Source organism: Bradyrhizobium sp. AC87j1 (assembly GCF_002936975.1).
In the GTDB taxonomy this organism is placed as follows: Bacteria; Pseudomonadota; Alphaproteobacteria; order Rhizobiales; family Xanthobacteraceae; genus Bradyrhizobium; species Bradyrhizobium shewense.
Window position 1 is genome coordinate 1 of the sequence record NZ_PTFE01000042.1, and the last position, 12,435, is coordinate 12,435.

Annotated in this window: 10 protein-coding genes; 3 read left to right on the forward strand and 7 right to left on the reverse strand. The window is 59.3% G+C overall.

What is annotated here, in order from left to right:
- On the reverse strand, nucleotides 1–184 hold a 184-nt coding region (locus CV770_RS43045), incomplete at its 3' end, for a hypothetical protein (protein ID WP_210203159.1).
- A 617-nt stretch (nucleotides 185–801) separates the two neighbouring features.
- Here CV770_RS43045 and CV770_RS21490 point away from each other — a divergent pair.
- Together CV770_RS21490 and CV770_RS21495 are read left to right on the forward strand one after the other, a co-directional pair.
- Nucleotides 802–1,203 carry a helix-turn-helix domain-containing protein gene (locus tag CV770_RS21490; protein WP_104463748.1) on the forward strand — a complete coding sequence of 134 codons (402 nt, stop codon included), beginning with the start codon at nucleotides 802–804 and terminating at the stop codon, nucleotides 1,201–1,203.
- Nucleotides 1,200–2,000 (forward strand): IS3 family transposase, encoded by an 801-nt coding sequence (locus CV770_RS21495; protein WP_104463749.1) that lies wholly within the window; start codon nucleotides 1,200–1,202, stop codon nucleotides 1,998–2,000. The genes CV770_RS21490 and CV770_RS21495 overlap by 4 nt, the downstream gene beginning before the upstream one ends.
- A 328-nt stretch (nucleotides 2,001–2,328) precedes the next feature.
- Here the strand turns inward: CV770_RS21495 and groL are convergent, their stop codons facing one another.
- Nucleotides 2,329–3,969 (reverse strand): chaperonin GroEL, encoded by a 1,641-nt coding sequence (groL, locus tag CV770_RS21500; RefSeq protein ID WP_104463750.1) that lies wholly within the window; start codon nucleotides 3,967–3,969, stop codon nucleotides 2,329–2,331.
- 84 nt (nucleotides 3,970–4,053) lie between these two features.
- A complete protein-coding gene (locus tag CV770_RS21505; RefSeq protein WP_104463751.1) occupies nucleotides 4,054–4,368 on the reverse strand; it encodes a co-chaperone GroES in 315 nt (104 codons plus the stop codon).
- A gap of 1,103 nt (nucleotides 4,369–5,471) precedes the next feature.
- Between CV770_RS21505 and CV770_RS21510 the strand changes: the two genes are divergently transcribed.
- Nucleotides 5,472–6,119: an FkbM family methyltransferase gene (locus tag CV770_RS21510; RefSeq protein WP_104463752.1), complete on the forward strand. Its 648-nt coding sequence runs from the start codon at nucleotides 5,472–5,474 to the stop codon at nucleotides 6,117–6,119.
- A 676-nt stretch (nucleotides 6,120–6,795) separates the two neighbouring features.
- On the opposite strand, the gene CV770_RS21515 is transcribed toward CV770_RS21510, so the two are convergent.
- The 4 genes from CV770_RS21515 to CV770_RS21525 form a co-directional block, all read right to left on the reverse strand.
- Entirely contained in the window at nucleotides 6,796–7,962 is a 1,167-nt protein-coding gene (locus CV770_RS21515; RefSeq protein ID WP_104463753.1) for an acyl-CoA dehydrogenase family protein, read from the reverse strand.
- Nucleotides 7,919–8,302 (reverse strand): class II aldolase/adducin head domain-containing protein, encoded by a 384-nt coding sequence (locus CV770_RS41710; RefSeq protein WP_146101329.1) that lies wholly within the window; start codon nucleotides 8,300–8,302, stop codon nucleotides 7,919–7,921. The genes CV770_RS21515 and CV770_RS41710 overlap by 44 nt, the downstream gene beginning before the upstream one ends.
- Nucleotides 8,303–10,057: 1,755 nt before the next feature.
- Nucleotides 10,058–10,795: a carbonic anhydrase gene (locus tag CV770_RS21520; RefSeq protein ID WP_104463754.1), complete on the reverse strand. Its 738-nt coding sequence runs from the start codon at nucleotides 10,793–10,795 to the stop codon at nucleotides 10,058–10,060.
- A 10-nt stretch (nucleotides 10,796–10,805) separates the two neighbouring features.
- The gene (locus CV770_RS21525) at nucleotides 10,806–11,516 is read right to left on the reverse strand and encodes a thermonuclease family protein (protein ID WP_245453813.1); all 711 of its coding nucleotides are present in this window, start codon (nucleotides 11,514–11,516) and stop codon (nucleotides 10,806–10,808) included.
- Between the last annotated feature and the right edge of the window lie 919 nt (nucleotides 11,517–12,435).

Below are 12,435 nucleotides of genomic sequence, written 5' to 3' on the forward strand. Positions count from 1 at the left end.
AAAGCGACATCATCAGCCTTCTCGACCCTTCCATGAACGCAAACTCGGCGACCAAACCAGGGATGATGTCGATAAAGAACCTCGCGAAGAACGATCCTGTGGGCGTTCTTGAGCCTTGTTGTACAACGAAGAACGGCCCCATGGGGCGATCGGCAATCGACCGCCGATTTTGCTGCACAACCACGTCGGCGCAACCAGCCCGCCAACGTGACGGAGGCGCAAAACTCTAGTTCTGGGTGGTCCAAAGTTCGGTCTCGCTACAAGAGGCGTAAAACTCTAGTTTTGAGTAGTCCAAAGTTCGGTCCCGCTGCATCCTTAAAAAGAAGTCATTCCCCGTGATCTGCTTGGCCGTATGCTTAACAGCGTCGATTGCGCAACCTGCTGACACACACTCTCTGTAAGACAGATATCATGGTAGGACGCTGCGGCGAAGTTGGCGGCCCCTAGGCGAAGCGGAGCCCATCCGCGGAAAAAATAGAGCGTACAGTAAATCATGACACTTCCGCAGGATCTCGTGGTTTTTTATGATGCGCATTCTCGCTGAGGGGTTGCAAATATGCCTCTCGCCATCAGATGTAAGTGCGAGCCAGGAAAGGGCATGTGGGCACTTGGGTCCACACGTCAGGACAGGAAAGTAGGCAAGAGGGTCGAAAGCGGTAGGCGGCACCGGATAAACCCAGACGAAGGGTTCGAACACTCGGCAGAGGCAGCTTCGTGAGACTCAAATAGCGACAGGCCCATGGACTGCACCCCTGAAGTGAGACACGATAATTTCAGTGACAGGCATTTCAAGGATGACCTGTGGCAGTACAAGGAAAGAACCGTCAGTTTCCGACGGCCTACAAGATAAAGGCGATCAAGCGGGTTGAGAGAGGCGACGGCGTTCTGCCCGTGGCCCGTGAACTCGGAATTTCTCGCAAGATTCTCCACGACTTGATCAAGGCGTGGAAGGCCGATGGGCCAGACGGGTTGAACCGCAAGCGCGGACCCAAGCCTGGCCCTCGCAAGCTGAAGCCGCTAGCGACGTACAACGACAGGCGCTCGGCCCTCGCGCTCGCCAAAGCGCGCATCGCCGAGCTCGAAGGGCTGGTGGGTCGCCAGCAGATGGACCTCGATTTTTTTCGACAAGCCTTGCGCGCCTTGGAGCGGCCGGCAGCGCAAGGCAAACCCGCATCCGCATCATCGAAATCATCCAAGCGATGACTTCGCAGGCAACAGACCCAAACGTCGACGTGCAGCGACTATGCCGCCTCGCGGGCCTGCCGCGCGCGACGTATTACCGCCATCTCGTCAAACGCAGCAGCGAGACGGCCGAGTGCGAGCTGCGCGACGTGATCCAGCGCATCTGCCTCAAGCACGTCTTCTACGGCTATCGGCGGGTGACCGTTGCCCTCCGGCGCCAAGGTATGGTGGTGAACGCCAAGAAAGTTCAGCGGCTTATGCGCCAGGATAATCTGCTTGCGCAGCGCAGGACGCCGTTCCTGAAGCCGCCTGCGGAACGACCATCGGGCGTTCTCGTCGTCCCTAATCTGGTCCGCGGCCTAGTGCCATCCGCACCCGATCAGATCTGGGTCGCCGATATCACCTATGTCCATCTCGCCAAGACCTTCGCCTATCTCGCCGTCATTCTGGATGCCTTCTCGCGCAAGGCTGTCGGTTGGGCTTTTGAAGACACGCTCGATGCCTCACTAGCCATCGCAGCACTGGAGAAAGCCATTGATGCCCGGAAGCCGGCACCTGGCAGTCTGATCCATCACTCCGACCGCGGGGTGCAATACGCGTCCATCGCCTATCGCCAGCGACTGGCCGATCGCGACATCACCATCAGCATGAGCAGGCCGGGCAATCCCTTCGACAACGCCAAGGCCGAAAGCTTCATGAAAACGCTCAAGGCCGAGCAGGTCAACGGTCGGGCTTTTATCGATCTCGGCGACGCCCGCCGCCACATCAACAGCTTCATCGCGCCTGCACTCGGCGCTCGGATACCAGTCGCCCCTTGAGTTCGAAACCGCCTTCGCGCAAAACAAAGCGCGCTAACCCATCGTGACAACCCCGCTGTCACTGAAATTATCGTGTCTCACTTCAGGGGTGCGGTCCACCCACTTCCATCGCAGTGCTGGACCCGTTTTACCTTGGCCAAGGCTCTGTCGCCGCCGAAGGAAAAGTCACAAGCAAGTTCGGTCTGGGCTCTACCGCCGTTCATACGGATTAGCCGATGGGTTCGGCCTTGGGCGCGGCTTGCTAGGGCTACGTTGCAAGCTCGCCGAAGCAAAACCCTGGCATTCGCGCCAGGGTTTTGCACGGTCATCGACACTTTGAGAGAGTGGATCAGAAGTCCATACCGCCCATGCCGGCGCCCGGGGGCATCGCGGGACCGGCGCCGCCCTTCTTGGGCAGCTCGGCGACCATGGCTTCCGTTGTGATCAGGAGCGCGGCCACCGAGGCAGCGTTCTGGACCGCGATACGGACCACCTTGGTCGGGTCGATGATGCCCTTGGAGACAAGATTGCTATACTCGCCTGTCTGCGCATCAAAGCCATAAGAGTACTGCTCGTTGTCCAGGACTTTGCCGACCACGATCGAGCCGTCTTCACCGGCGTTCATCGCGATCTGGCGGGCCGGCCAGGAAAGCGCCTTGCGCACGATCTCGACGCCGGTCTTCTGGTCGTCGTTCTTGGTGCGCAGGCCCTTGAGCTGCTCGGAGGCCCGGAGCAGGGCGACGCCGCCGCCTGGGACGATGCCTTCTTCCACAGCCGCGCGGGTCGCGTGCATCGCGTCATCAACGCGATCCTTGCGCTCTTTCACCTCGACCTCGGTCGCGCCGCCGACGCGGATCACCGCGACGCCGCCAGCGAGCTTGGCAAGACGCTCCTGGAGCTTCTCACGGTCGTAGTCCGAAGTGGTCTCCTCGATCTGCGCCTTGATCTGGGCCACGCGCGCCTCGATGTCGGCCTTCTTGCCGGCGCCGTTGACGATCGTGGTGTTCTCCTTGTCGATCATCACCTTCTTGGCGCGACCGAGCATGTTGAGCGTGACGTTCTCGAGCTTGATGCCGAGATCTTCCGAGATCGCCTGGCCGCCGGTCAGGATCGCGATGTCCTGCAGCATGGCCTTGCGGCGATCGCCGAAGCCCGGAGCCTTGACGGCCGCGACCTTCAGGCCGCCGCGCAGGCGGTTCACGACCAGGGTCGCGAGGGCTTCGCCTTCGACGTCCTCGGCGACGATGACCAGCGGCTTACCACTCTGCACCACGGCCTCGAGCAGCGGCAGCAGCTCGTTCAGCGAGGAGAGCTTCTTCTCGTTGATGAGAATGTAGGCGTCGTCCATCTCGACGCGCATTTTGTCGGCGTTGGTGACGAAGTAGGGCGAGATGTAGCCGCGGTCGAACTGCATGCCCTCGACGACGTCGAGCTCGGTCTCGAGCGACTTGGCCTCTTCGACCGTGATCACGCCTTCGTTGCCGACCTTCTTCACGGCGTCGGCGAGGAACTTGCCGATCTCGACATCGCCGTTGGCCGAAATGGTGCCGACCTGGGCGATCTCCTCATTCGAGGTGACCTTCTTGGAGTTCTTCTGGAGATCCGCAACCACGGCTTCGACCGCGAGGTCGATGCCGCGCTTCAGGTCCATCGGGTTCATACCGGCGGCAACCGACTTGGCGCCTTCGCGGACAATCGCGGCGGCCAGGACGGTCGCAGTGGTGGTGCCGTCGCCGGCAGCATCCGCCGCCTTCGAAGCTACTTCGCGCACCATTTGCGCGCCCATGTTCTCGAACTTGTCGTCGAGTTCGATGTCCTTGGCGACGGCAACGCCGTCCTTGGTGATGCGAGGCGCGCCGAACGACTTGTCCAGCACTACGTTGCGGCCCTTCGGACCAAGCGTGACCTGCACGGCATTGGCGAGGATGTCCACGCCGCGCAGCATGCGGTCCCGCGCGTCTACTCCGAATTTGACTTCTTTGGCTGACATAAAGATTCCCTCAGTTCTTGTTTTCTCATCCTTCAGCGCGCCTAAGTGGGCGCTCGTCAGGGAGTGAGCTGTGCGAGCGCTTGGTTAGGCGACCTTCTTCTTGGGAAACACATCGGTGAGAACGCCCATGATGTCGCTCTCCTTCATGATCAGCAGCTCCTCGCTGTTGATCTTGACTTCGGTGCCCGACCATTTGCCGAACAGCACGCGGTCCCCGACCTCGATGTCGATCGGAATCAGCTTGCCAGTCTCATCGCGGCCGCCCGGGCCGATTGCAATGACTTCGCCCTGCGAGGGCTTTTCCTTGGCTGTGTCGGGAATGATAATGCCACCAGCGGTCTTCTCATCGGCGTCGATGCGCTTGACAACGACGCGGTCGTGAAGCGGGCGGAAATTCATGCAAGTCTCCTGAGCGTTGAACAAGTTAGAGATAGTCACATTGTGACAAGCCCAATTATAGCAAGGATCAGGCCAATAATGAGCTGAACGATCGATGCCTGCAGTTCTACTGAATCGTAGCCTGGCCAGCGTTTGTCTTTGTCCGGAAGCAAACGCCCTCAGCTACACAGCCCGCCAAGCTGTTGCGAAAATGACATTGCGTTTCGTCGAAACACCCGGATTGAGCCCAGGGGTCCTCAACACTGCACGGGCGGCCGTTACACCGATCGAAGCGCCGCGTGTTTCAACGACGACGGCGTGGCTGGCAAATGATTGCTTCGTCTGACGGCAGCATCTAGCAGTTGACGCCGGCGACCTGCACAAGACCCAATCGATGAGCAGCGCTCGATCAGTCTGACGGAGTCGCAATAATATGCCAACTATCGCGAAAACTCAGGCGATGTTTCCTGTTGGAGGCGGCGTGCTCCAAGAAAGGCCTTCATCGAATTGTCCGTCTCCAGACGTCGCACGGTCGCTCAAACCTGTTGCATTTACCCCGATCGAGTGATCGAAGATGATCGCTGCGGAGGCGTGCGCGCGGCAACGCGTGCGTCGGAGCTTTGACCTCATACGCTCTTCTCCGAAGGACAGATGATTCCGAAGAAGGGATCGCCCGGAGCTGCTCGCAAATGCGTCAGCGAATCTGAGATGATGACCGTCAGTCGGCAGAGCACATTTTGCGCAACTGTGATCGAGGTGATTGGCTAGCTCCTGCGCACGAGAGATCAGCCTGCCGGGCACGTTTCAAAGAGAACCGACGGCTGACATTCGGCGCGAAGCCGTTCCGCCGCTCCGAAAGGCGGACCGGACACGACGATCTAGCTCACAGTTGGCGCGGCTCCCGAAACCAAGCGGCAGTTTGTATTGCAGGGCAGTCGCTGCAGCTCCCGGTTCGACAGGCCTCCCTTTTGGTGTTGTGGGCATCCAAATAGCTGTCATGGATCGAGGGACCGACGGGCATATGAATCATATACGTTGATATACGTTGTGCCGGCGCGTCTGGCGTGTGATTTGGCGTCAAAGACGAAGTTCATCCGATCTCCGCGCCCATGGGAAAAGCACCTGTGTCGTCTGCCGAAGTACACCAGCACATTGTTTCACGTCTTCAGAAGCCGAATCCCGTCATCCTGGATATCGGTTGCAATGACGGGACCGATACGCAACAGTTTCTCAACCTCTGCCCGCAAGCTCAGCTCTACTGCTTTGAGCCGGACCCCAGAGCGATCGCGCGCTTCAAGAAGAAGCTGGGCCCATCCCTGTATAGGGTGAAGCTGCTTGAAATCGCGATCAGTGATCGAAACGGGATGATCGACTTCCATCCGAGCAATGCAGATGGTGATGCGAAGGAATGGGACCTCTCCGGCTCAATACGCCGCCCGAAGAATCATCTTACTGAGTATGATTGGGTTCGGTTCGATCGCCCTGTCTCGGTTGAAACGCGGCGGCTGGACGACTGGTGCAGCGAAGCCAAGCTGAATACGATCGATCTCATCTGGATGGATGTCCAGGGGGCCGAAGCGGACGTTATCGCCGGCGGCATGCAGACCTTGAGCAACACGCGCTTCGTCTACACAGAATATAGCGACCGCGAGCTCTACGAAGGCCAGTTGTCCCTCCAAGCTATTCTTGACCTGTTGCCATCATTCGAAGTGGCGGCCCACTATCCCCGCGCGGTGGAGGGTGATGTACTGCTCAAAAATATGCGCTTCTAGTGGCGACTCGTATCGGGCGCCTCATTCATTGCTGGTAAACCTGACCAGCGCGCTTAGCCGCCCAAAGCTGCACAACGGGTGATCATTCGAGCGGATATCGGTGGCCGGACGGGCGCTCCGGTTTCCGGTTGCCATTACAGACCCCGCGCACGACGTCCGCGTCGGGCGCGTAGTGGGTTTCTAACACTGCCACGATCGGAACGGTCGTCAACGAACTCGGTCTGCGCGACTCGGTGCTGCAACTCTGGAAGTTCCGGCAGGAGCCGGCATCGGCGGCGTTGGGCCCGCCACGCAGGCGACGCCGACGTCGGCGGACCAAGCTTCGGAGATCGTCCGCCTACGCCAGCAGAACGAACGGCTAAGCAGGGAGCGCAATATTATGAAAGTCGGACTTGGGAGCTTTCTGAGTTGAACCGCGAGCCGTTGCGCTGAAATGCAAGTGGATTGTGCTCGACACGACAATGAGCGAGGCGGGGGCGTAGAGACCTATGAGAGCGCTCGAGGCTTGCTCCACGGATAAGAAGTGGTGTTTTTGAGGAGCGCCTGACTGCAAGGGTCTCTCTCTTGTCCTTTAAACAAGGCCGGCACGCCGCGAGGAGCTGTAGCTGCAGACAGCGTCATATTGCAGGTCCGGCCATCCGTTGCCCCGCGGCGTGTGGAACGTTTATGAACCACTTCATGGAAATCCCGGCTGTGCTGCATTTCCGAGCAGGAGTCGGCCGGCGCTTTGGAGCGTTCCCTCGTTTAAAGCTGCGTGCTGAGCAACCACGAAGCTGTCGCACATGGCACGCGCCAGATTGCTGGTGGTAGAGAGCGACGCACTTCCAGCGAGACCGCTCGCAATGTTGCAGACCTCAGCACTCTGCCGCGCGGCGTTCGTCGCGGCGAGCCGCATCAGCGTCGCTGTGTTCGGGTTTACCGCATTCTTGAGCGCTTCCTTCCACAGCTGCTCGGTGGCCTCATAGAAGAAGGAACGGGCGGAACGCAGCATAGCTTCGGCTCTGGCCATCTCCAGTTGGACATAGCCGCGCTCTGCCATCACGGGCGCTCCAGTGATTGAGGCGCGGCTTCCGGCCATGGCGATCACCTCGTTTAGCGCGGAGCGCGCAATACCGATGCCGACAATCGCATGCGCCTGCGCTGCGAAGGTGACGGACGGATAACGATAGACCGGCGCGTCGAGTGTCGGCGGACCGCCGCGGATCAAGGTCCATTCCTCCGGTACAATGACATCGGTGACAACGACGTCGTGGCTGCCGGTGCCTTGCAGGCCGATGACGTCCCAATTGGGGCGGATTGTCACCTTCTCGGCCGGCATCACGGCTACACGCGCAAGGCCAGCGGTCAGATCGTCTTCCACAGTGATGCCAACGCCTATCAGATCCGCGCCTGGTGAGCCGCTGGCGAATGGCCACACGCCGTTTACGACAAACCCGTCGGTGCTTCGCCTGGCGGGCTGAAGCGGGAAAAGCGCACCTGCCAACACCACGTCAGGTCCATTGGCGTATACCTTGCGAAGCGTGTCGTCCGGAAGAGCAGCGAGGTAGCGAGCCCCATCGCCGAAGCTGGCGACCCAACCGGCGGAGCCGTCGGCTTCGGAAATGCGCTCGATCAGGCGACAAAAATCGGCCGGCGTTCGCTCGTCGCCGCCGAATCGCTTGGCAGCCAAAGCCCGATAGACGCCAACGCGCTTGAAGCCCTCGATGATCTCGCCTGGAATCTTCTGCGCGCGGCCGAACTCGTTTCGACGCGCGCGGATATCGACCAGTAGCGGCGACAGATTATCCCAGGTTGCAGCCCTAGCGTCGGTTTCTGAAGTGATCTTCTCTGGTGGAGCGTTCATAAGCTGTCCTCGGTGTCTTGAGCCGATCGATGCCGTGCTTCATTGATTTGGATTGTGCGCGCATAGCGAAGCCGGCCGGATTGATACCCGGTCCGCAGGGATCGTCGAAACTGTCGCAGTTGATATCGACTGTGATGCGATTACAGGCGGTTTCCAGTCTAAACCAAACCCCGAACGATTGGCTCAAAAAAAAGGTGTTGAGGGCTTGGAAGACTGACGGGGGGCTGTCGATGCTGTCATTGAGGCTGAACCGGCAAAGCAACCGATATGCGGCAGCGAGATCGATCCGCCTCTGCTGCACTATGTCTCCGAGGGCTGACGGCAGCGCTCGTTTTGTCATGTCTTCTCCAACGGACTTTGTCACACTTGGGCTCGGCCGGCTCGAACCAATTGTGAATGCCTGACTTGGCGACGGCGAGGTCGCCCAAGCCTGCGGCTCTTTTCCATGTCCCCAGCAATCGACATGCCATCAATCATGTCTGCCGGCCGTGTCTGGATCGAGCGAGATCACGTCGCTCGTGCCGCGCCGGCAGGATGCTCGCGCCTCCCGTGTCTGATTCCAGGCACAAGATGTCATCAACCGAACACAGCGGAAGCAGAGCGACTGAAGGGGACCTCGACCGCGAACCAGTCGGGTTCGGCTTGCCTGTTGGAGTTTCAGGCCCGCTCCGATCTCCTGACATTACCAACAGCGCAATTTACCGTGCTCGCGACTGTGGGTGAGCTGTCGGTTAGAAGCGGACATCAGACGCAGGTATCCAACAAACCTGACAGCGGCGTCAGGGGCTTCCATTGCAATCAAGTCGCTGAGTGTGCATTGTCCGGTCAGTAGGAAGCTTGCGCGCGCATGGCGAAGCCCAATCTGCCAAATAACCACCCCGGGCGGCATCGTCCGCGCCGCAACGGTTACTTCTTTTGGTTTTGGCGGGCGTCCGGAAAGGCCATTAGGTGCAAAGAATTGGCGGCGCATGTGTCTCCGCGTGGCGCTGATATCAAGGTGTGCAGCGGCATCACTGATATGGAAGAGCAGGCCTTGGTATGCTCGTTCTGCCTGGCGGTATATCCTATGGAACGACGTCAAGCGCGAGCCGGTTGCCGGCGTTGAGAGACCGGAGTGCGCTTGCTCGCGATATGTACCCCAGCCGGGGACCTGTCCGCCGGACGCCAGTACACGACGGATGTCGCCGGCGGCGCTCGGCGTCTTTTGACCAGCGCGCGTTCAATCTTCCTGCAAATGCGTGGCGCGCCAGTCATACGAGAAAGTTTGTGCGACGAAGGCTCGATCGCGCGCTGCCGCGGGGCCGGGATATTTGATCAACAGATACGCCGTGACCTGCCAAAATCGAAACCGAAGCCCGGTCACCTACGTAATCGAAGCACTCCAGTCGCCAATCATGGTGACGACTCAATAAGCGCCGGACTGGCTGCAGTTGTACGTCCTTCGGGGTAGGAGAAACGCGCAGGCCTCGCCTCGTGCTGGTTGACGCGAGACAGTTGCCTCCGGCCGCCTTGAAAGAATGGACGGCAGATCTTTACCTTCTTTTTATAGCGATCACAGTCGTTCACCATTGATGGCAGATGCGAGGGAGACCGTCTGATCCCGACGCGAGTAGCATTTTTCTTTGCATCCGCCGGATGGGTAGTCTTGGTGGTCGTAATCCCTGCTCTATGTGATCTTCGGCCCTAGCTGAGCCTGGTGATCATAGCAGGACCAGAGGGCGCTGCCGGATCGCGGGTGAGAGCTGCCGGAATTGTCGCGTGTTCCGTTAGGCCGAGAGCTCAGCCCCTGCGTGCCTCGCACCGCGATCTGCCGCTTGCACCACCTCTGCTGGCCTAGCGCATCAACGTGCAGGCATGAATAGTGTCGCCCGCGGTATGAGTGTTTCTTGGTGCTGGCCTCGCGTTGCCAACATGAGCACGTAGAATACGATAAGAATTAAGAGGCCGCGCATACCAAAGATCTCCTCGAAGCTAAGACAATTGTGGAGCGGATTGGTGCATTTAATGCAGCCGATGCATGAGCGAATCGCACGGAACTCGACCGAAGCCCTACATCAGGCGGCAAACGACCAGCCGGCCGGCGAAGGTGCCGGCGTCAGCTCAGCAAATCGACCCTGCCGGTGTCGAGCCGATACAGGCCCCCGACGACCTTCAGTCTGTTCTGCTCAACTGCCGTGTTCAGAATCGGCCCCGTCGATTTGAGTTTGTTGACGTTATCGATTACATTTTGTCGGGTTGCTAGGACGAACGTGTCACCGGTTTGCTGGCGAGATACTTTTACCGCAGGCGCAAGCGCAGCGACGAGGGATGAAATGTGCCCCGGCGGCGGCTTATCGTCGTGGAGCGACTTGATCGTGGCGTCTATCGCACCGCAATGGTCGTGGCCAAGTACCAGGATCAGCGGCGTGTTCAGCACGGCCACCGCATATTCCATACTGGCGAGCGTGTCATCGTTGGCGAAGTTGCCGGCGACGCGGCAGACAAACAGATCGCCAAGTCCGCTGCCGAAGACAAGTTCAGGCGCCACGCGAGAATCGGCGCAGCTCAGAACCGCGGCATATGGATTTTGCCCATCCGCCAAAACCGGGCGCTCGCGCTTGAAATCGTCGCTTCGTGATACGCCCTGGACATAGCGATCGTTCCCTTCCATCAGCCGGTTCAGGGCAGTCTCCGGCGAGATCTGGTTATCTGGCTTGGGCGGCGTTTTTGCTTCCTTCGCAGCGACAATGTTGTTGCCAAGCGGCAGGCAAACTGACGAAATAGCGAATTGCAACAGCGAGCGGCGCGAAGGCGCGATCTTGGTCAGATAGGTCGGAGAATGGCCTGCATGCATGCATCTCACCTCATCGCGCGGCTTTACGCCACCCGGTGGCTTCGGCTTCCGCTTCGCTGCAAAGCCAGCGTTCACCGGGCTTCTTCGTCATGTCGATTTGTTCGTAACTGAGTTGCCCGGGCAGGTGATAAATGCGCTCGCCGTTGCGGTCTACGGTGCCCTTTATCAGGCACTCGGACGAGGGCGGGTCCGATAGCAGCGCGGATCCGAGCAGGAGTTCCTGAGCGTCGATCGGAACCGAGCTCGCGCCGATGATGATCGTCCCCTTGTTGCGGCGACGCCAGTCCCAGGGCGCGATGAACGCCCCCGACCACAGCCCCGCATAGGCTTTGCTCGCCACAACCTCATAGACAACGTAGCTTTGAGTAGAAGGACCCGACGATAATGCCCAGCCGGAGCGTACCATCCAGGCGTTCACGTCCTCGCCTTCTATGAAGCAACTGCCGCGTGATCTGCCGTATTCATCAACTCCTGTGGTATGACAATTCCACGTTCGTCCGTTCGAATGCTTGATCAGCTCGTCGCGAGCAGCTACGCCGCAAGTCCATTTCTGACCGTGGGCGTCGAGGCAAATCTGGTCAGTCTCAGGAGCTTCGATGCCTGAGAGCCGAAGCTTAGTTTGCTCGATCTCAATCGTATTGCCGTCGAGGATGCGAGGAGGGCCGCTGAGCTTCGCTGCGCAGACCGGAGATGTGATGACAGCGAACAATGCGACCATCATTACGCGGTGTTTCATCCCAAAATAACCTCTCGCTCTTGATCCATGTTCACGCACGATCCGGCGCCGCCACATTCGACTGCTTAAACGCTATGTCCGTTATTCGGTCGACATCTTTCGACGTTTTTTCTTAAAAAGGGTGGCCGTCATTTCCAAGCTACGACCTCACGCTGCGTGAGGTTCAAGCGATTTCTTCCGGTGTGCGTGTCGCGGTACCCTTCGAACCTCGCCGGTCTCTCTCTCTGGCCGCGCACTGCACCCTCTCCACCTGAGAAGGAGATCCGCATCGCTCGGCCGCGAACTCGGTATGCGGGAGAAAGCCGAACCTCGGAACGCCGTTTATCACGCGATTGGAGAACAAAAGTCGCCTGTGAATCTTGATGGTCGAGTGGAAGTCAGGAGGGAGGAGCAATCTGGCTATGCTTTGTGGCGGCGACCATCGGCAGGGTTGCCGACGGTTTCAGCGAGGACGATGACATTTCGCCGTAAATTCTTGTCGGGAAAGACTGATGTTCGAAAAGAAACCTGGTCTTGCTTCTTCTGAGATCTGGACAAAGGCGCCACGGAGTTCAGCTCAATGTCCGCTGCGTAAAATGAACCGGTATCGTTTGCGCAAACCGCGCAAGACCCGGAGGCCTCTTTCGGAGAGCCAACCGGGGTGGTCGTTGATGCCAGTTCCGTTGTGGCTTTTCACACGTCTGCGCTGCACCATATCTCGTTCGTGGTGCCGCCGCCGCGTTCGGACAAGGACCGGATTGTCATGACCAGGCGGCGACTGGCGGCCGCTCTCTCGTGGTACGCTTCACCGCGATCACATGTGGAGAGTTACCCACCAAGCCCGGCGTGAGGGCGTGCGTTTGCGCCAGGGAAATTTGGAACGGCAACCTCCGTGGCTTCGTTGTATACGCGCCGGGCGAGGGGT